This window comes from Blastococcus sp. SYSU DS0533 (genome assembly GCF_054050775.1).
Genome location: NZ_JBJGZZ010000003.1, coordinates 103,944 through 122,731, shown reverse-complemented (window position 1 = coordinate 122,731; position 18,788 = coordinate 103,944). Strand labels below are relative to the sequence as shown.

Below are 18,788 nucleotides of genomic sequence, written 5' to 3'. Positions count from 1 at the left end.
GCCAGGGAAGCCTCGTCGGCCGACGGCTCCTCCACCAGGTGGTCGATGCAGCGCCCCGGGCGGGACCGGCCGAGCTCGGCGAGCGACCCGGGCTCGTCGTCGCAGCGGTAGACCCGGACCAGCCCGCACGGCTCGCCCCCGTGCACCCCGAGGGACACGGCGGTGGCCCTCCTACCACCACCAGCGGCTCGGCCAGCCACCGGGAGACCGGCGGGAAGTCGCCCCGGCTCAGCGGCCGCAGCTCCACCTCCGGGACGCCCACCCGGTCAGGCTAGGAGCCGAGCAGCCTCTCCTCGAGCATCCGCTTCACGGTGGCGGCGTCCGCCTTGCCACGGGTGGTCTTCATGACCGCGCCGACGAGCGCCCCGATCGCCTGGACCTTGCCGCCGCGCACCTTCTCGGCGACGTCCGGGTTGCCCTCGATCGCGTCCTCGACGGCGGTGACCAGCTCGTCGGACTCCCCCATGACCGCGAGGCCGCGGGACTCCACGACCGCCGCCGGGTCGCCCTCGCCGGCCAGCACCCCGTCGAGCGCCTGCCGCGCGAGCTGGTCGTTGACCGTGCCGGCCTGCACCAGCCCCGCCAGCTCGGCGACCTGCCGCGGCGTGACCGGCAGCTCCGCGAGGTCCACGCCCGCGTCGTTGGCCCGCCGGGCCAGCTCGCCCAGCCACCACTTCCGGGCGTCGGCCGGGGTCGCGCCGGCGGCGACCGTCTCGCTCACCAGGCCGAGGGCGCCGGCGTTGACGATCCACGCCATCTCGGTGGCCGAGAGGCCCCACTCCTCCTGCAGGCGGGCGCGGCGGGCGGCCGGGAGCTCCGGCAGCGCGGCCCGCAGCTTCTCGATCCACTCCTCGTCGGGCGCGATCGGCACGAGGTCGGGCTCGGGGAAGTACCGGTAGTCGGTGGCCTCCTCCTTGCTGCGCCCCTCGGACGTCGAGCCGGTGTCCTCGTGGAAGTGCCGGGTCTCCTGCACCACGCGCTCACCGGCGTCCAGGAGGGCGGCCTGCCGGCGCATCTCGTAGCGCACCGCGCGCTCCACCGAGCGCAGCGAGTTGACGTTCTTGGTCTCGGTGCGGGTTCCCCACTCGAGGCTGCCGATCGGGGCCAGCGAGGTGTTCACGTCGGAGCGCAGGTTGCCCTGCTCCATCCGGACCTCGGAGACCCCGAGGGCGAGCAGGATCTCCCGCAGCTCGGTGACGTAGGCGCGAGCCACGTCGGGGGCCTTGGCGCCGGTGCCCGGGATCGGGCGGGTGACGATCTCGACCAGCGGGATGCCGGCGCGGTTGTAGTCGACGAGGGAGTGATCGGCGCCGTGGATGCGCCCGGTTGCGCCACCGACGTGCAGGTTCTTGCCGGTGTCCTCCTCGATGTGCACCCGCTCGATCTCGACGCGGTAGGTCTCGCCGTCGACCTCGACGTCCAGGTGACCCGCCGTGCACAACGGCTCGTCGTACTGGCTCGTCTGGAAGCCCTTCGGGATGTCCGGGTAGAAGTAGTTCTTCCGGGCGAACCGCGACCAGCTCGCGATCCGGCAGCCCAGCGCGAGGCCGATGCGGATCGTGGACTCGATCGCGTCGGCGTTGACCACCGGCAGGGAGCCGGGCAGGCCGAGGCAGACGGGGCAGGTCTGGGTGTTCGGCTCGGCACCGAAGGTGGTCGAGCAGCCGCAGAACATCTTCGACGCGGTGCCCAGCTCGACGTGGGTCTCCAGGCCGATGACCGGCTCGTAGCGGGTCAGGACCTCGTCGTAGCCCACGAGGGTGTCGGTCATGAGGGGGCGTTCTCCTTCGAGCCGATCCCGGCCAGCAGCACGTGCCCGCGGGCGGCGTCCTGCGCGGCCTCCAGCGCGGCCGCGACCCGGTAGCAGCGGTCGTCGGCCAGGGCCGGCGCCATGACCTGGAAGCCCACGGGCAGCCCCTCGGACAGCCCGCACGGCACCGAGATGGCCGGGATGCCGGCGAGGCTGGCCGGCAGGGTGCACAGGTCGGCGGCGTACATGGCGATCGGGTCGTCCACGCGCGCGCCGATGGGCCAAGCCACCGTCGGGCTGGTCGGGCTGACGAGCACGTCGACGCCGTCCCAGGCGGTGGTGAAGTCGCGGCTGATCAGCGTGCGGACCTTCTGCGCCTGCCCGTAGTAGGCCTCGTAGTAGCCGCTGGACAACGCGTAGGTGCCGAGGATGATGCGGCGCTTCACCTCGGGGCCGAAGCCCTGCTCGCGGGTCAGTGCCATGACCTCGTCGAGGTCGCGGCTGCCGTCGTCACCGACCCGCAGGCCGTAGCGGACGCCGTCGAAGCGGGCCAGGTTCGACGACGCCTCGCTCGGCGCGATCAGGTAGTAGGCCGGCAGCGCCAGGTCGAAGGCCGGGCAGGAGACCGGCCGCACCTCGGCGCCCATGCCCTCCAGCAGCGCGACCGCCTCGGCGACGCGCGCCAGCACCCCGGGCTCGTACCCGTCGGTGTGTCCCTCGCCGCCCAGCTCGGTGACGACACCCACCCGCAGGCCGGCCAGGTCGCCCCCGGCGCCGCGGCGGGCGGCCTCGGCGAGCACGGGCACCGGTGCGTCGATGCTCGTGGAGTCCAGCGGGTCGTGCCCCGCGATGGCCTCGTGCAGCAGGGCGGCGTCCAGCACCGTGCGCGTCATGGGGCCGGCCTGGTCGAGGCTCGAGGAGAACGCGATGAGCCCGTAGCGGGAGACCGACCCGTAGGTCGGCTTGTGCCCGACCAGCCCGGTGACGGCGGCGGGCTGGCGGATCGACCCGCCGGTGTCGGTGCCGACGGCCCAGGGGGCGAGCCCGGCGGCGACCGCGGCCGAGGAGCCACCGGAGGAGCCGCCCGGGATGCGGTCGGTGTCCCAGGGGTTGCGGGTGACCCGGTAGGCGGAGTTCTCCGTGGAGGAGCCCATCGCGAACTCGTCCATGTTCGTCTTGCCCAGCAGCACCGTGCCGGCGGCCTTCAGCCGGGCGGCCAGGGTGGCGTCGTACGGCGGCCGCCAGCCCTCCAGGATCTTCGAGCCGCTGGTCGTGGGCACGCCCTCGGTGACGACGACGTCCTTGAGCGCGAGCGGGACGCCGGCCAGCGGGCCGAGCTCCTCGCCCTTCGCGCGGGCGGCGTCGACCTCGCCGGCGGCCTGCAGCGCGGCCTCGGCGTCGACGTGCAGGTAGGAGCCGATCGTCGGGTCCTCGGCCTGGATGCGGTCCAGGTAGGCCCGGGTCACCTCGACCGAGCTGAGCTCACCGGCCCGCAGGGCGGCGCTGAGGTCGGCGGCGCTGGTGCCCGTGATGTCCGTGGCGGTCACGTCGCTCACGCCTCCTCCCCGAGGATCCGCGGCACGCGGAAGCGGTCGTCCTCCGCGGCCGGCGCGCCGGCGAGGACGACGTCGCGGGGCAGGCTGGGCCGGACGGCGTCGGGACGCATGACGTTGGTCATCGGCACCGCGTGCGTGGTGGGCGGCACGTCGGCGACGTCGGCCTTGCCGACCTGCGCGACGGCGTCCAGCACGGCGGCGAGCTGACCGGCGAAGAGGTCGAGCTCCTCGTCGCTCACCGCGAGCCGGGACAGGTGCGCCAGGTGGGCCACCTCATCACGGGTCAGTTGGCCCTTCGGGGAGGGGGTGCTCATGCTGCGGTGGAACTCCACTTCGGCAGTGCCCGGCGGCCCGCTCTCGGCCCGGGACGTGACCGGGTCACTGTACGTGGCGGCGTCCCGGCCCTGGTCAGCGTGAGAGGCTGCCCCCGATCGCGATCGACGGAGATCGGCCCGAACCGGCGAGCAGTCCCCCGGAGGAACCGTGTCCTATCTCCTGCGCCTGGTCCTGCCCGACCGCCCCGGCATCCTCGGCGCCGTCGCCACGGCGCTGGGCACCGCGGGCATCGACATCGTCTCGCTCGACGTGCTCGAGCGCGGCAACGGCATCGCGGTGGACGACGTCGTCGTGGACCTGCCCGGCGACCGGCTGCCCGACAGCCTGATCACCGTCGCCCAGGCGGTGCCCGGGGTGCAGGTGGAGTCGCTGCGCCCTTTCGCCGGCCCCCTCGACACCCACCGGGAACTGGACCTGCTCGACGCGCTCGCCCGCGGTGACCGCCCACCGACCGCGCTCCTGACCGAGTCGCTGCCGCGGGTCTTCCACAGCGGCTGGGCGGTGGTCCTGGACGACTCGGGGCAGCCCACCCCGCTGACCGACGGCGCGGTGGTCGCCGCGTCGGAGGCGGCCCCCTCCTTCACCGGCCTCACCCTCCCGTGGCTCCCGCTGACCGGTCCCCGGCTGCTGCCCAGCGACGAGCCGTGGCTGCCCGAGCGGTGGCAGGAGATGGCCATCGAGATGATGGCGGTGCCCTACGGGGCGGGCCGGGCGATCGTGCTCGGGCGCTCCGGCGGCCCCGCCTTCCGCCGGTCGGAGCTGCTCCGGCTGGCCCACTTCACCGGCATCGCGACGACGGTGGCGCACCTCCCGCCCGCCTGACGCCGCGGCATGCCCGCCGGCCGACATCCACCGAGATGCCGCTCTGAGCTGCACCGGTGCTCGTCCCAGCTGCTGCAGTTCCGTTCTATCGGACACATGTTCGGACGCATGACGCGGGCGGCACCAGGGGTGGCGAGGTCCTCGGCCGCGTCCAGCGACGAGGCGTCGGGTCCTGCGCCGGGAGCGCGGGGAGCTCCATGCGGGGCACCTCTGGCCGATGCTCGAGCGGGTGGCGGCGTGGCTGCGCGAGCGAGGGGTCTCGGTGCTGTCCGACCGGCGCGAGGGCGTGGCCGCGTTCGGCGCACTCCTCACGGTGCCCGAGGCGCAGGCGCTGCTCGACGCGCTGGGCAGGTACGCCGACGCGCTCGACGAGCCGGAGGACACCCGGACCCGCGGCCAGCAGATGGCCGACTGCCTCCTCGACCTGGTGCTCCGGCCGGATGAGGAGGACCGCCCCGCCGTGCAGGCGCAGCTGACCGTGGTGGCCGGCGTGCGAGCCCTCCTCGGGGGCGACCAGCCGGGCGAGATCGGCGGTGAGCCCGTGCCGGCCGAGGTCGTCCGCGCGCTCGCCCGGGCCCTGGGCCTACTGCCCGAGTCGGGGGATGCCTGCGAGGAGGGCATGACGCGCTCGCCCCCTGACGGCCACCCGCCGACGGAGGTCACCGGGCCGGCGATCGGCCGGCAGCTGCCTGCGCCGACGACGGCTACCCCACCGACGCCTGCCCCACCGATGCCCGGCCGCTGCACACCTCGCCTGCGGAGTGGCGGGAGGCCGACGAGCGGTGGTGGGCGGAGGTCGAGGCCCGTGCCCTCCGGGGTGAGTGGGGCGGCGAGGAGTACGCCCCGGAGGACGAGCTGCTCCGGCGGTGGGCGGAGGAAGCCCCCTACATGACCTGGCTCGAGAGCGCGGGTGCGTTCGCCGACCCGGCGCCGGCCGTTGACCCCGATCCCGGGCCAGCACCCGATCACCGGCCCGCAGTCGGCCCGGCACCCATGACGGATCACGGGGACGGCGACGACTCCGGTCGCTGGGCCGCCGCCCACGGGTCGCTGCAGGCTGCCGCCGACGCCCTGCTCGGCCTGGACCGGGCGATCGGTCACGCGCGGCGGATGGTGACCGCTGCCGAGCGCGCCGACCGCGAGGACGAGGACGCGTGGCTGCGCAGCGCCGAGGGCCGGATCACCCGCGCGCCGAGCGATCTCGACGCGTGCGCCGAAGCCGGGGAGCACCGCCGGGCAGCCCTTGCCGCACTGCTCGACGCCAGTGGGGGCGGAACGCTGGTCGACCGGCCGCGGATCGCGGGGGTCGACGAACTCACCGGTGCGTTGCTCGCGCTCACCGACAGCTGCGAGCTCCGCCGCCTGGCCCGCTGCGACGACGGCGCCTGCCACCGCGCGGCGGCCCCCTGCACGCACGACCTCACCGGTCGGCCGGGGCTCGACCCACCCGGACCGACCGACGGTTACCGCCCCGGGGCTTCGCCCGACCGGTATCTGCCTGCCCGCGACCGCCGCTGCCGCTTCCCCGGTTGCCGCCGACGCGTGCCGCTCGGCGGGGAACTGGACCACGACCGCCCCTGGCCCGAAGGCCCGACGAGCGCGGACGACCTCACCGGCTTCTGCACCGGCCACCACCGGGACAAGCACCAGGCGCCGGGCTGGCGGTACGAGCTGGCACCCGACGGGCGGCTGACGGTGACCACCCCGACCGGCCTGATCGCGACGACCACTCCCCCGCCGTTCTGACCTGGATGACTGCGGCGAGGCCAGCCGGCGGGCTACTCGTTGCCGTCGCCGACGGTCGCGATCTCGCGGGCGACGTCCGGGCCCTGCTCGAGCAGCACGCGGAAGCCGTCGTCGTCCAGGATCGGCGCCTTCGCCTGCACCGCCTTGTCGTACTTGCTGCCCGGATCGGCCCCCACCACGACGAAGCCGGTCTTCTTCGACACCGACCCGGTCACCTTGCCGCCGCGTTCCTGGATCGCCGCGATCGCCTCGTCGCGGCTGAAGTCACGGAGCGACCCGGTGACCACGACGGTCACGCCGGTGAGCGGACCGGGCGGCGCGTCCTCGGCCGCGTCGGCCATCCGCACACCGGCCTGGCGCCACTTCTCCACGACGTCGCGGTGCCAGTCGACGGCGAACCAGTCGCGGACCGAGCGCGCGATGGTCGGGCCGACCCCGTCGGCAGCGGCCAGCTCCTCCTCCGTCGCGGCCATGATCCGGTCCATCGAGCGGAAGTCGCGCGCCAGCGCCTGGGCGGCCGTGGGACCCACGTGCCGGATGGAGAGCGCGACCAGCACCCGCCAGAGCGGCACCTCCTTGCGGGTCTGCAGGTTGGTCAGCAGCTTGCGCCCGTTGGCCGACAGGGCGCCGTCCTTCTTCGTGAAGAACGTGCTGCGGCACAGCGCCTCCTCGTCGAGGAAGAAGAGGTCGCCCTCGTCCTGGAGCAGACCGCTCTGCAGCAGCGCGACCGCCGCCTCGTAACCCAGGTTCTCGATGTCGAACGCCCCACGACCGGCCACGTGGAAGACGCGCTCCCGCAGCTGCGCAGGGCAGGACCGGGCGTTGGGGCAGCGGATGTCGGCGTCGCCCTCCTTCTCCGGCCGCAGCTCGGTGCCGCACTCGGGGCAGTGGGTCGGCATCACGAACTCGCGCTCGTCACCCGTGCGGGCGGCGACCACCGGGCCGAGCACCTCGGGGATCACGTCGCCCGCCTTGCGGATGACGACGGTGTCCCCGATCAGCACGCCCTTGCGCTTGACCTCGCTGGCGTTGTGCAGGGTGGCCAGCTGCACGGTGGAGCCGGCCACCTTCACCGGGTCCATGAAGGCGAACGGCGTCACCCGGCCGGTGCGCCCTACGTTGACCCGGATGTCGACGAGCTTCGTCGTCGCCTCTTCCGGCGGGTACTTGAAGGCGATCGCCCAGCGCGGCGCCCGCGAGGTCGAGCCCAGCCGTCGCTGCAGCGCCACCTGGTCGACCTTCACGACCACGCCGTCGATCTCGTGCTCCACGGAGTGGCGCTGCTCGCGGTAGCGCTCGATGTAGGCCCACACCCCCTCGAGGTCGGCCACCACCTCGAAGCGGTCGCTCACCGGCAGGCCCAGCGCCCGCAGGCCCTCGTAGGCGGCCGACTGGCGCTCCGGTTCGAACCCGGTGCGGGCGCCGAGCCCGTGCACGACCAGCCGCAGCGGCCGCGAGGCGGTGACCTTGGGGTCCTTCTGGCGCAGCGAGCCGGCCGCGGCGTTGCGCGGGTTGGCGAACGGCGGCCGCCCCTGCTCGACCATGGCCGCGTTGACGTCGGCGAACGCCGCCACCGGGAAGTAGATCTCGCCGCGCACCTCGAGCAGCCCGGGCACGTCCTCCCCCGTGAGCTGCTGGGGGACGTCCCGCATAGTCCGGACGTTCGCGGTCACGTCCTCGCCGGTCACGCCGTCGCCCCGGGTGGCGGCCCGGACCAGCCGGCCCTGCTCGTAGACGAGGTCGACCGCCACGCCGTCGACCTTCAGCTCGCAGAGGTAGCTCGCCCCTGCCGCACCCTCCCGCTCCGCCCGCGCCGCCCAGGCCGACAGCTCGTCGCCGCTGAAGGCGTTGTCCAGGCTCTGCATGCGCTCCAGGTGCTGCACCGGGGCGAACGTGGCCGTGAACCCGCCGTTGACCTTCTGGCTGGGTGAGTCGGGCGTGACCAGCGCCGGATGGGCCGCCTCGAGCTCCTTGAGCTCGGCCATCAGCTCGTCGTACTGGCCGTCGCTGATCAGCGGCTCGTCGCGCACGTAGTAGGCGAACGCGTACCGGTCCAGCTCCTCGGAGAGGTCGCGGTGCCGGGTGCGCACGTCGTCGGGGACCTCGGTGAGGTCCTCGCGGTCGGCCACCGGGGTGACGGACGGTTCGACGAGGTCGGCGTCGGTGCTCACGGTCGAACGGTATCCGGCGGGTACGACGGTCAACCGGGGCTCACCCGCTCGTGGCGCGGCACCCGGAGAGGCCAGGATGCAGCTCGTGACCACTCCGCCGGGCGACCGGGCGCCGGGCAGCCGCGCCTACGGGTACCTCCTGGGCGTCCTGTGGCTGCTCCCCGCGCTGGCGGTGGTCGCCGGCTCCCTGGCGCTGCCGGACGAGAACGCGGGCGGCCAGTGCACCGGGATCGGGTTCGGCTGCTCGCTCACGCCGGCCGACAGCGTGGGCTTCGCCGGCGCCCTGGCCGCGCCGTTCCTCGGGATCGCCGGCCTGCTCGGCGTGGTGCTGCTGGCCTGCTTCCGGACGCGCCCGGCGTTCGCCCGGACGCCGCCGTCGCTGCAGGCGCTCGTCGTGCTGGCGCTCCTGGCCGTCGCCGCCGGGGCCGTCGGCGCCGCGGTCCTGGCCTGAGTCACCCCGGCAGCAGGTACTTCGCGGCCTCGCGCACCTGGCGCATCGCGGCGCGGGCGTAGGCCGGCGTGGCCCCGGCCAGCCCGCAGGCGGGGGTCAGGGTGACCGCGTCCGGCAGCCGGTCGGCGGCGAAGCCGAGCTCGCGCCACCACGCCTGCACCCGCGTCGCCGTCGTCCTGGGCGCGGGCAGGGAGGCGTCGGTGCCGGGGACGACACCGGGCAGCAGGTGCACCCCCGCGTCGACCGCCTCGCCCACCGCGTCCAGGTCCTGCACCAGCCCCAGGTCGAACGAGAGCCCGGCCGCACCGGCCGCCCGGAAGAGGCCCAGCGGCATCCGGGGCGCGCAGCAGTGCACGACCACGGGGCCGGGCAGGGCGCGCAGCACGGCCGCGAGCTCCTGCTCGACGACGTCCTCGGCGACGGCCGGCAGCTTCCCGAACCCGCTGGCGGTCGGCAGCGCGCCCTGGAGGACGGCGGGGACCGACGGCTCGTCGAGCTGCACCACGATCCGCGCCCCCGGCACCCGGGCCTGCACGGCCGCCACGTGCGCAGCGAGCCCTTCGGCCAGCGACTGGCCCAGGTCGCGGCGGGCGCCCGGGTCCACGACCGCGCGGTCCCCGCGCGTCCGCTCGAGCCCCGCCGCGAGGGTCCACGGCCCGGCGGCCTGCACCTTGAGCGGTCCGGTCCAGGCCTCGGCGACGTCGTGCAGGGCGTCGAGGTCGCGCGCGAGGAACTCCTCGGCCCGCTGCTGGTCCATCCCGGGCCGCGGGACCAGCCGCCAGCCCGCCGGGGTCAGGTCGACGGCGAGGTCGACCAGCAGGGCGGCGCTGCGCCCCAGCATGTCGGCGCCGGCGCCCCGCCCCGGCAGCTCCGGCAGGTGCGCGAACCCGGGCAGCTCGCCCACGACGGTGCGCACCGCCTCGGCCGGGTCGCTGCCGGGCAGCGATCCGACGCCGGAGGCGGGCCCCCACGTCCCGGGTGCCGGACGCCCGCTCTCGGTCGATGCAGCCATGCCACGACGCTAGCCCGCCGGTCGGACGACCCCTTCGACGGTCGGCCGGATCAGCAGGCCTCCCGCTCCGCGGTGGCCACCACCCGGGCCGGCGAGGGCGGGTCGACCGGCGACCGGGCGGCGAGGTGCTCCACGAGGGCGTCCGGCAGCTCCGGCCCGCGGACCGTGCCACCACCGGAGGTGAATGCCGTGTACCCGTCGCTCCCCGCCCGCAGGTGCGAGGTCAGGGCGATCCGGTAGCTCCCCGCAGGGTCGACCTGCTGGTCCCCGAGGACGAGGGAGCACGGGTCGACGCGGTCGCCGGGCCGGCGCGCGGGGTCGTACGAGTACGCCACGCCGCCGGAGACCTCGAGCGGGAACGGCCCGAGCCCGCCGTCCTCGGTGAACTGCTGCTCCAGCGCCTGCCGGATCGCCGCCCCGGAGACGGTGACGACGTCGACGGTGTAGGGCAGCGACACCACGGCGTAGACGTCCTGGCGCCGGACCTCCCCGCGGCCGGCTCCACCGGGCACCACCAGGTCGGTGCGGATGCTCCCGCTGCTGGTGAAGGCGGCCAGCGGCGCCGGCCCTGCGACCTCGGCGGTCGCAGCCGCCAGCATCGCGTCCCCCACCAGCACGCCCAGCGGCGACGACGGGCCGGGGCCGCGGCGGACGTCCCCCGTCAGCACGGCGACAGGGGTGCCGGCTCCGTCCTGCTCCGCCCGGGCGGCCCAGTGCTCGACGATCCGCGCCACCTCCGGATCCGGCTCGGTGCGCAGCACCGGCACGACGGACGACGTGACGGTGTCCCGCCGCACGTGCCCGTCGGCACCGACGACGAACCGGAGGTCGACGACCGCGGTGCCGTGGGCGCCGGCCTGGACGACGGGGCGCGGCGCGCCGCCCGGGTCGGGGAGCCGGCAGTCGTAGGAGCCGTGGGTGTGGCCGCTGACGACGACGTCCACCGCCGGTGTCACGGCGGCGTTGATCTCCTCGATGGCCGTGCCGGCCAGGTCACCGGCGCACTCGTCGTAGGCGCCGCCCTGCGCACCGCCCTCGTGGACCAGCAGCACGATCGCCTCCACCCCGCGGTCCTGCAGCTCCTCGGCGTAGCGGTTCACCGCCTCCGCCTCGTCACCGAACTCGTAGCCGGCGATCCCGGACGGCAGCACCATCCCCGGGGTGTCGGCGGTGACCACGCCCACGATGCCGATCTCCACACCACCGGAGGTCCGCACGACGGCGTAGGGCGGCAGGACCGGGGCACCGGTCCCCCGGTCGACGACGTTCGCGGCCAGGTAGCCGAACCCGGCTCCGCGAAAAGGCTCCCCGGTGCTGCCGGAGAAGCACCCCGTCTCCTCGGCGACGACCCCTGCGCACGCGTCGACGTCGTCCGAGGACCAGCCGTCGCCGGCGGACGAGAGCCGCAGCAGCTCCTGCACCCCGCGGTCGAACTCGTGGTTGCCGACGGCGGAGAGGTCCAGGCCGAGCTCGTCGAGCACCTCGATCGCGGGCTCGTCGCGGAACGCACCCGAGACGAACGGCGAGGCGCCGACCATGTCCCCGGCGCCCAGCGTGAGCGAGTCCTGCGGCTCCCCGCCGAAATCGGCCCGCCGCTCCGCCAGCGTCCGGGCCAGGTGCGCCGCGCCACCGACGAGCTGGGGGCCGTCGTCCGCGGTGCCCGGCTGCCCGTCGGCGCCCGGGCCGGGCACACCCGTCTCGAGGGTCCCGGCCGGCCCCCGGGGCGGGCGCAGCTGCCCGTGGAAGTCGTTGATCGCCAGCAGCTGGACCGGGGTGTCGGCGACGACCGGGGACACGGCGGCGGGCACAGGGAACTCGTCGTCATCGGCCGCCACGGTCGAACGGCAGGCGGTCAGGACGAGCAGCAGGACGACCAGGAGGGGCGCTCGGGCAGGACGGACCCGGGGCACGGCACCTCCCCGTCCAGGAACCAGGTCACCCCGAGGTGATCACGGTCCCCCGCGACCCGCCAGCCGGGATCGCCCGACCCGCGCCGTCGTCGGCGAGTGTTCGCCGTCCCGTTCCCGCGAGGTCCGGCGACCGGTGACCGGCCTCAGCCCCGCGTCGCGGCGGCGCTCCGGACCGCGGCCTGGCCGAGGACCAGGTCCCCGCGCTGCGGGTCGGGTGCGTAGAGCACCGCGGACTGCCCGGCAGCCACCCCGCGCTGCTCCTCGTCGAGCAGGATCCGCAGTCCACCGCCGTCGTCACGGGTCACCTCGCAGGGCACCGGCGTGCCGTGCGCGCGCAGCTGCACCTCCGCCCGGAACGGCAGCGCCGGCGGCACCCCGGTCCAGGTGGGGGCCGCGGTGACCACGCAGGCCACCCCGGCGAGGTCGGCGGTGCCGATGGTGACGGTGCGGGTCACCGGCTCGATGCCCAGCACGTAGCGGGGCCGCGAGTCACCGGCGCTGACGCCGAGCCCCCGCCGCTGGCCGACGGTGAACCCGTAGGTGCCCCCGTGCTCCCCGACGGTCGCGCCGGTGGCGGCGTCGACCACCGGTCCCGGGCGGCTGCCCAGCCGGCGGGCCAGGAAGCCGCGGGTGTCGCCGTCGGGAATGAAGCAGATGTCGTGCGAGTCGGGCTTCGCCGCGACGCCGAACCCGCGCTCGGCGGCGATCTCCCGCACCCGGTCCTTGGTCATCCCGCCGAGCGGGAACACCGCCGCCGCCAGCTGCCCGGCGGTGAGCACGCCGAGCACGTAGGACTGGTCCTTGGCGGCGTCGACCGACCGCCGCAGCTCGCCGTCGGCCAGCCGCGCGTGGTGCCCGGTGACGACGGCGTCGAAGCCCAGCGCCCGCGCCCGGTCCAGCACCGCCGAGAACTTGATCTTCTCGTTGCAGCGCAGGCACGGGTTGGGCGTGCGCCCGGCGGCGTACTCGGCGACGAAGTCGTCGACGACGTCCTCGGTGAACCGCTCGGCCAGGTCCCACACGTAGAACGGGATGCCCAGCTCGTCGGCGACCCGCCGGGCGTCGTGGGCGTCCTCGACGCTGCAGCACCCGCGGGCGCCGCTGCGCAGCGTCTGCCGGTCCGGGGAGAGCGCCAGGTGCACACCGGTGACGTCGTGCCCGGCGTCGACGGCGAGGGCCGCGGCGACGGCGGAGTCGACGCCCCCGCTCATCGCGGCCAGCACCCTCACCGGCGCCCCGTCCCGGCCCGCCGGGCCCGCTCCACCACCGGGGCGATGACGTCCAGGAGGGCGTCGACGTCGGCGTCGGTGCTCGTGTGCCCGAGGCTGAACCGCAGGGAGCTGCGGGCGCGGTCGGGGTCGGCGCCCACGGCCAGCAGCACGTGGCTGGGCCGCGCCACCCCCGCGCTGCAGGCGGAGCCGGTCGAGCACTCGATCCCCCGGGCGTCGAGCAGCATGAGCAGCGCATCGCCCTCGGCGCCCGGGAAGGACAGGTGGGCGTTGCCGGGGAGGCGGCCGGGCCCCGAACGGACGACGTCGTCCAACGCCGGACCGTTGAGCTGCGCGTCGGGCACCTGCTCCACGACACCGGCCACCAGCCGGTCGCGCAGCCGGGCCAGCTCGGCGGCCCGCTCGACGCGCCCCTGCACGGCCGCGTCCGCCGCCACCGCCAGCCCGACGATGGCGGCGACGTCCAGCGTGCCGGAGCGGACGTCGCGCTCCTGGCCGCCGCCGTGCAGCAGCGGGGTGCACTCGGCGTCGCGGCGCAGCAGCAGCGCGCCGGCCCCCATCGGGCCGCCCAGCTTGTGCCCGGTCATGGTGAGCGCGTCGACGCCGCTCGCGCCGAAGTCCACCAGCACCTGCCCGACCGCCTGCACCGCGTCGGTGTGGAAGGGCACGCCGACGTCGTGCGCGGTCGCCGCGAGCGCGGCCACGTCGCTCACCGCGCCGATCTCGTTGTTGGCCCACATGACGCTGGCGACGGCGACGTCGCTGCCGTCGCCGAGCGCATCGGCCAGCGCAGCGGGGGTCACCCGACCCGAGGGCTCGACCGGCAGCCAGGTGACCTCGGCGCCCTCGTGCTTGGCCAGCCACTCGACGCTGTCCAGGACGGCGTGGTGCTCGGCCGGGCTGACGACGATCCGGCGACGGCGGGAGTCCGCCGCGCGGCGGGCCCAGAACAGCCCCTTGACGGCGAGGTTGTCGCTCTCGGTGCCACCGCCGGTGAACAGCACCTCGGACGGCCGCGCGCCCAGCGCCTCGGCCAGCCGCTCGCGGGCCTGCTCCGCGGCGCGGCGCGCCGCCCGGCCGCTGGCGTGCAGCGACGAGGCGTTGCCCACGCGACCGAGCTGGCCGGTCATCGCCGCCAGCACCTCGGGCAGCATCGGCGTGGTCGCCGCGTGGTCGAGGTAGACCGGTTCCGAGTAGGTCATGACGCGCTCAGGGTAGTCGCGGGGACGGCGGGACCGGCTGCCGCCGCCGGAGGACCACCCGCCCGCGGGGCGAGCACCGCACCGGTGACCGCCACGACCGAGAGCAGCACCACCCCGGCCACCACCGCGGACGGCAGCGGGAGCGCGCCGCCGGCGGCCGCGGCGACGAGCACCCCCACCACCCCGACGCAGGCGGCGGCGCCGGTGACGTCGGCGATCTGGAAGGCCGCCGAGTCCGCGCCGCGGGTCTGGTCCGACGAGCGGTCCAGCAGGAGCACGCTGAGGCTGGGCATCCCGAGCCCCATGCCGAGCCCGGCGACGGCCCAGCTCGCGTAGGCCGGCCACCCGCCGAGGCCGGGAACGGCGATGGCGGCCGTGGCCAGCAACCCGGCGGTGAGCACGCCGAACCCGAGCCGCAGCAGCCGCACCCGCGACCAGTTGGGGTTGCGGCCCTGGAGCTGCGAGGCGGTGGCCCAGCCCAGGGCCCCGGCGGTCAGCGGGATCCCCGCGGCGGTGGCCGAGTAGCCGTGCAGCTCGGTGAGCGCCAGCGGCAGCAGGGCGTCCATGCCGAAGAAGGCGCCGGCCAGCAGGCCGCGGCCGGCGACCACCGCGGGCAGCCCGGGGCGCGCGGCGGCGGTCCCGGGCGGCAGCAGCGGGCGCAGTCCGAGGACGAGCGCCAGCAGCCCCGCGACGGCGATCCCGGCCGCGAGCAGGTCCAGGCGCTGGCCGGCGTACTGCAGCGCGGCGATGCCCACGCCTGCCAGCAGGGCCCACCAGCGGCGGGCGGAGGCGGGTCCTGCGACCGCGGCGGGCCGGGGCAGCGCCCGGACGGCGGGCAGGACCAGGCCGAGCCCCAGGAGGATGAGCGGCAGCAGGCCGAGGAAGACCAGCCGCCACGTGAGGTGGGTGGTGAGCAGCCCGGCGACGACGGGGCCGACCAGGGCCGGCAGCACCCACGCGGCCGCGAACGCGCCGAACAGCCGCGGCCGCAGCCCCGGGGCGAACGCCTGCCCGGCCACGACGTACAGGGAGACGGCGATGACCCCGCCGCCGACGCCCTGCAGCGCCCGGGCCGCGACGAAGAGCGCCATGTGGTCCGAGAGGCCGGCGGCGAGCAGCCCGGCTGCGAACACCCCCACCCCGGTCAGGAGGGCGACGCGGGACCCGCGGCGGTCACCGAGGTCGCCGCCGAGCACCATCCCGACCACCGAGGCGACCAGGAACGCGCTGAACGGCCACGCGTACCAGGCCAGCCCGTCCAGCTCCGCGACCGCGGTCGGCATCGCCGTCGCCACCGCCATCGCCTCGAAGGCGACGAAGGTGACCAGCATCAGCAACCCGGCGGTGGTGAGCCGGTGCGCCCGGTCGAACAGCGTCGGGGGCGTTCCCGTGTCCACGCGGTGCGCAACCACCCGCGCCCCCGGCTGCTTCCCGGCTGCCGGAACGGTTCGAGCGCCGATCCCCACGGGGATCGGCGCTCGACCGGTTATCCGAGCCTTGCGGGTTCAGCCCGCGCGGCCGGCCCCGTCCAGAGGCTCACGGCGAGCGGAGCGAGGCGTGAGGAGGACGGGGGCCTTCACTTGCGGGCGTTGATCTGCTCGGTGGCGGCCGGCACGATGGTGTTCAGGTCACCGATGACGCCGAAGTCGGCCAGCTCGAAGATCGGCGCCTCGGGGTCCTTGTTGATGGCGACGATCGTCTTGCTGGTCTGCATGCCGGCGCGGTGCTGGATGGCACCCGAGATGCCGACGGCCACGTACAGCTGCGGCGACACGGTCTTGCCGGTCTGACCCACCTGGAAGCTGTGCGGGTAGAAGCCGGAGTCGACCGCGGCGCGCGAGGCGCCGACGGCCGCACCGAGCGAGTCGGCCAGGCCCTCGATGATCGAGAAGTTCTCGGCGCTGGCCACACCGCGGCCACCGGAGACGACGATCGAGGCCTCGGTGAGCTCGGGGCGGTTGCTCTTCTGCTCGACGACGCGCTCGACGACCCGGACCTGCTTCGCCGCGTCGCTCACCGCGACGTCGACGGTCTGCTCGGCACCGGCGGCCGGGGCCGGCTCGGGGGTGACCGAGTTGCCGCGCAGGGTGTAGATCGGGGTGCCCGTGACGACCTTCGAGTGGACGATCGTCGCCCCGGCGAACGCGGCCTGGGTCGCGGTGCCGTCGGCGGCGATCTCGGTGACGTCGGTCAGGAAGCCGCTGCCGGTCTTGACGGCCAGGCGGGCGGCGATCTCCTTGCCCTCCGGGGAGGACGGGATGACGACGGCGGCCGGGGACTTCTCGCCCACCAGCTGCGCCAGCACCTCGGCCTTGGGGGCCACGAGGTAGTCGTCGATGTCGGCCGACTCGGCCACGTAGACGGTGGCCGCGCCGTACTCCGCGAGCTGATCGCGGACGCCGGCCGCGGTGCCGGGGGCACCGAGGACGACGGCCGAGGGCTCACCGAGGGCACGCGCCGCGGTGAGGGCCTCCAGGGTGGTCTTGCGGACGCCGCCGCCGGCCGGGTTCAGCTCGGCCAGGACCAGGACCTCTGCCATGGGTTTCTCCTCTTCCTTCGATCCGGGCCGGGCTCAGACGATCTTCTGGCTGGCGAGGAAGTCGACGAACTTCTGCGCGCCGTCGCCCTCGTCGGTGACCTTGACGCCCTCGCCCTTGGGCGGGCGGCCGGCGAAGTCGAGCACCTGGGTGGCGGCGTTGGCCAGGCCGACGGCGGAGGCGTCGACGCCCAGGTCGGCCAGCGTCTTGGACTCGACCGGCTTCTTCTTCGCGGCCATGATGCCCTTGAACGAGGGGTAGCGCGGCTCGTTGATGGTGTCCCAGGTCGAGATGATCGCCGGGAGCGGGGCCTCGAGGGCCCAGTAGCCGCCGTCGGTCTGCCGCTCCACCCTGGCGGTGCCGCCCTCGATGGTGACCTTCCGGGCACCGGAGAGCTGCGGGATGCCCAGCCGCTCGGCCAGCAGCGCCGGCATGACGCTCATCTGGCTGTCGGTGGCCTCGGCCCCGCACATGACCAGGTCGTACTCCATCTGCTGCAGGGCGGCGGCCAGGACGGCGCTGATCTGCGTGGCGTCGGAGCCGTGGATGGCCTCGTCGCTGACGTGGACGGCCTTGTCGGCGCCCATGGACAGCGCCTTGCGGATGGCGTCGGTGGCGTCGTCGGGGCCGACGGTGAGGACGGTGACCTCCCCGCCCTGCGCCTCCTTGATGGTGAGCGCCTCCTCGATGGCGTACTCGTCCATCTCGTTGATGACGTTGTCGGCGGTGGCGCGGGCGACGGTGTTGTCCGCCGGGTCCATCTTGCGCTCACTGCCGGAGTCGGGGACCTGCTTGACCAGAACGACGATGTTCATCGCCAGACCTACCTCCGCGATGGGGTCGGGTTCGCGGGCACGGTGGCCCGCCTGCACTCACCAGGGGATGTGCACCGATCATGGAGGCTACTGCGCGGTAACGGCGCGGCGGTACGAGGGGCGGGTGAGCCACATCACCCGGCGCCGGGGGCGGGCACCGGCCACTCCCCCGTCGCCGCGAACCGCCGGAGGGTCTCCGCGTGGGGCGCCAGGTCCAGGCCCTGCTCGGCCACCCAGTCGTCGGAGTAGTACGTGCGTGTGTACCGCTCCCCGCCGTCGCACAGCAGCGTGACGACGCTCCCACGGCGCCCCGCGGCGACCATCTCGGCGACCAGCCCGAAGGCGCCCCAGAGGTTCGTGCCGGTGGAACCCCCGGCACGGCGCCCGGTGACCCGCTCCAGGTGGCGCATCGCGGCCAGGGACGCCGCGTCGGGCACGGCGATCATCCGGTCGACGATGGTCGGGACGAAGGAGGGCTCCACGCGCGGTCGGCCGATGCCCTCGATGCGCGACGGGGTCCCGGTCGTCCAGCCCGGGTCGACCGCTGCGTAGCCCGGGAAGAAGGCGGAGTTCTCCGGGTCGACGACGGCCAGCCGGGTGGGGTGCCGGCGGTAGCGCAGGTAGCGGCCGATGGTCGCGCTGGTGCCCCCGGTGCCTGCCCCGACGACGACCCACTCGGGCACCGGGTGCGGCTCGGCCGAGAGCTGCTCGAAGATCGACTCGGCGATGTTGTTGTTGCCGCGCCAGTCGGTGGCCCGCTCCGCGTAGGTGAACTGGTCGAGGTAGTGCCCCCCGCAGTCGGCGGCCAGCCGGCGGGCCTCCTCGTAGATGTCGGGGGCCCGGGCGACGAAGTGGCACCGCCCGCCGTGGAACTCGATGAGCGCCACCTTCTCCGGGCTGGTGGAGCGGGGCATCACCGCGACGAAGGGCAGGCCGAGCATCCGGGCGAAGTAGGCCTCGCTCACCGCCGTCGACCCGCTGGATGCCTCGACGACCGTGCTGCCCTCGGTGATCTGCCCGGAGCAGAGCCCGTACAGGAACAGCGACCGCGCCAGCCGGTGCTTGAGGCTGCCCGTGGGGTGGGTGGACTCGTCCTTCAGGTAGAGGTCCACGCCCCACTCGGGCGGCAGCGGGTAGACCAGCAGGTGGGTGTCCGCGCTCCGCCGCGCATCGGCCTCGACGACGGCGACCGCCCGGTCGACCCAGGCCCGGCCACCGGGGTCGGACCGGTCGACGACGTCGTCCACGCGG

At 75.1% G+C, this 18,788-nt stretch carries 16 protein-coding genes; 4 read left to right on the top strand and 12 right to left on the bottom strand.

Annotation, left to right across the window (positions count from 1 at the left end):
• Nucleotides 1-271 precede the first annotated feature (271 nt).
• Genes gatB through gatC form a run of 3 tightly spaced genes read right to left on the bottom strand, consistent with a single transcriptional unit; the run spans nt 272 to nt 3,620 of the window.
• Nucleotides 272-1,771: an Asp-tRNA(Asn)/Glu-tRNA(Gln) amidotransferase subunit GatB gene (gene gatB / locus ACI79W_RS05440; protein WP_456561055.1), complete on the bottom strand. Its 1,500-nt coding sequence runs from the start codon at nt 1,769-1,771 to the stop codon at nt 272-274.
• Nucleotides 1,768-3,306, bottom strand: a complete 1,539-nt coding sequence (gene gatA, locus ACI79W_RS05435) for an Asp-tRNA(Asn)/Glu-tRNA(Gln) amidotransferase subunit GatA (RefSeq protein ID WP_456561054.1) — start codon at nt 3,304-3,306, stop codon at nt 1,768-1,770. The genes gatB and gatA overlap by 4 nt, the downstream gene beginning before the upstream one ends.
• Nucleotides 3,303-3,620, bottom strand: coding sequence for an Asp-tRNA(Asn)/Glu-tRNA(Gln) amidotransferase subunit GatC (gene gatC / locus ACI79W_RS05430; RefSeq protein WP_456561053.1), 318 nt, complete (start codon nt 3,618-3,620; stop codon nt 3,303-3,305). Before gatC ends, gatA begins: the two co-directional genes overlap by 4 nt.
• Before the next feature lie 169 nt (nt 3,621-3,789).
• Between gatC and ACI79W_RS05425 the strand changes: the two genes are divergently transcribed.
• The 3 genes from ACI79W_RS05425 (at nt 3,790) to ACI79W_RS05415 (ending at nt 6,210) form a co-directional block, all read left to right on the top strand.
• Nucleotides 3,790-4,464, top strand: a complete 675-nt coding sequence (locus ACI79W_RS05425) for an ACT domain-containing protein (RefSeq protein ID WP_456561052.1) — start codon at nt 3,790-3,792, stop codon at nt 4,462-4,464.
• Between the two features lie 217 nt (nt 4,465-4,681).
• On the top strand, nt 4,682-5,356 hold the full coding sequence (locus ACI79W_RS05420) for a hypothetical protein (protein WP_456561051.1): 675 nt from the start codon (nt 4,682-4,684) through the stop codon (nt 5,354-5,356).
• A 101-nt stretch (nt 5,357-5,457) separates the two neighbouring features.
• Entirely contained in the window at nt 5,458-6,210 is a 753-nt protein-coding gene (locus ACI79W_RS05415; RefSeq protein ID WP_456561050.1) for an HNH endonuclease signature motif containing protein, read from the top strand.
• Between the two features lie 32 nt (nt 6,211-6,242).
• Here the strand turns inward: ACI79W_RS05415 and ligA are convergent, their stop codons facing one another.
• On the bottom strand, nt 6,243-8,381 hold the full coding sequence (gene ligA, locus ACI79W_RS05410; protein WP_456561049.1) for an NAD-dependent DNA ligase LigA: 2,139 nt from the start codon (nt 8,379-8,381) through the stop codon (nt 6,243-6,245).
• 85 nt (nt 8,382-8,466) lie between these two features.
• Between ligA and ACI79W_RS05405 the strand changes: the two genes are divergently transcribed.
• On the top strand, nt 8,467-8,832 hold the full coding sequence (locus ACI79W_RS05405; RefSeq protein ID WP_456561048.1) for a hypothetical protein: 366 nt from the start codon (nt 8,467-8,469) through the stop codon (nt 8,830-8,832).
• Nucleotide 8,833: 1 nt separating this feature from the next.
• On the opposite strand, the gene ACI79W_RS05400 is transcribed toward ACI79W_RS05405, so the two are convergent.
• The 8 genes from ACI79W_RS05400 to cds1 all read right to left on the bottom strand — a co-directional run bounded on the left by ACI79W_RS05400 (nt 8,834) and on the right by cds1 (nt 18,784).
• The gene (locus ACI79W_RS05400) at nt 8,834-9,844 is read right to left on the bottom strand and encodes a methionine synthase (RefSeq protein ID WP_456561047.1); all 1,011 of its coding nucleotides are present in this window, start codon (nt 9,842-9,844) and stop codon (nt 8,834-8,836) included.
• 50 nt (nt 9,845-9,894) lie between these two features.
• Nucleotides 9,895-11,754 carry a bifunctional metallophosphatase/5'-nucleotidase gene (locus tag ACI79W_RS05395; RefSeq protein ID WP_456561046.1) on the bottom strand — a complete coding sequence of 620 codons (1,860 nt, stop codon included), beginning with the start codon at nt 11,752-11,754 and terminating at the stop codon, nt 9,895-9,897.
• A gap of 143 nt (nt 11,755-11,897) precedes the next feature.
• Nucleotides 11,898-12,977, bottom strand: a complete 1,080-nt coding sequence (gene mnmA / locus ACI79W_RS05390; protein ID WP_456561257.1) for a tRNA 2-thiouridine(34) synthase MnmA — start codon at nt 12,975-12,977, stop codon at nt 11,898-11,900.
• 2 nt (nt 12,978-12,979) lie between these two features.
• Nucleotides 12,980-14,185 carry a cysteine desulfurase family protein gene (locus ACI79W_RS05385; RefSeq protein WP_456561045.1) on the bottom strand — a complete coding sequence of 402 codons (1,206 nt, stop codon included), beginning with the start codon at nt 14,183-14,185 and terminating at the stop codon, nt 12,980-12,982.
• On the bottom strand, nt 14,182-15,582 hold the full coding sequence (locus ACI79W_RS05380; protein WP_456561044.1) for an MFS transporter: 1,401 nt from the start codon (nt 15,580-15,582) through the stop codon (nt 14,182-14,184). The genes ACI79W_RS05385 and ACI79W_RS05380 overlap by 4 nt, the downstream gene beginning before the upstream one ends.
• Before the next feature lie 179 nt (nt 15,583-15,761).
• Complete coding sequence (locus tag ACI79W_RS05375; protein ID WP_456561043.1) at nt 15,762-16,724, bottom strand: electron transfer flavoprotein subunit alpha/FixB family protein; 963 nt, start codon at nt 16,722-16,724, stop codon at nt 15,762-15,764.
• A 33-nt stretch (nt 16,725-16,757) separates the two neighbouring features.
• Nucleotides 16,758-17,537, bottom strand: coding sequence for an electron transfer flavoprotein subunit beta/FixA family protein (locus ACI79W_RS05370; RefSeq protein ID WP_456561042.1), 780 nt, complete (start codon nt 17,535-17,537; stop codon nt 16,758-16,760).
• Between the two features lie 134 nt (nt 17,538-17,671).
• Nucleotides 17,672-18,784 (bottom strand): L-cysteine desulfhydrase Cds1, encoded by a 1,113-nt coding sequence (gene cds1, locus ACI79W_RS05365; protein WP_456561041.1) that lies wholly within the window; start codon nt 18,782-18,784, stop codon nt 17,672-17,674.
• Nucleotides 18,785-18,788: the final 4 nt, after the last annotated feature.

Coding starts and splice junctions, on each gene's coding strand:
- gatB (WP_456561055.1), bottom strand. CDS start 1,771: ATGACCGACACCCTCGTGGGCTACGACGAGGTCCTGACCCGCTACGAG.
- gatC (WP_456561053.1), bottom strand. CDS start 3,620: ATGAGCACCCCCTCCCCGAAGGGCCAACTGACCCGTGATGAGGTGGCC.
- ACI79W_RS05420 (WP_456561051.1), top strand. CDS start 4,682: ATGCTCGAGCGGGTGGCGGCGTGGCTGCGCGAGCGAGGGGTCTCGGTG.
- ACI79W_RS05415 (WP_456561050.1), top strand. CDS start 5,458: ATGACGGATCACGGGGACGGCGACGACTCCGGTCGCTGGGCCGCCGCC.
- ACI79W_RS05400 (WP_456561047.1), bottom strand. CDS start 9,844: ATGGCTGCATCGACCGAGAGCGGGCGTCCGGCACCCGGGACGTGGGGG.
- ACI79W_RS05385 (WP_456561045.1), bottom strand. CDS start 14,185: ATGACCTACTCGGAACCGGTCTACCTCGACCACGCGGCGACCACGCCG.
- ACI79W_RS05375 (WP_456561043.1), bottom strand. CDS start 16,724: ATGGCAGAGGTCCTGGTCCTGGCCGAGCTGAACCCGGCCGGCGGCGGC.
- ACI79W_RS05370 (WP_456561042.1), bottom strand. CDS start 17,537: ATGAACATCGTCGTTCTGGTCAAGCAGGTCCCCGACTCCGGCAGTGAG.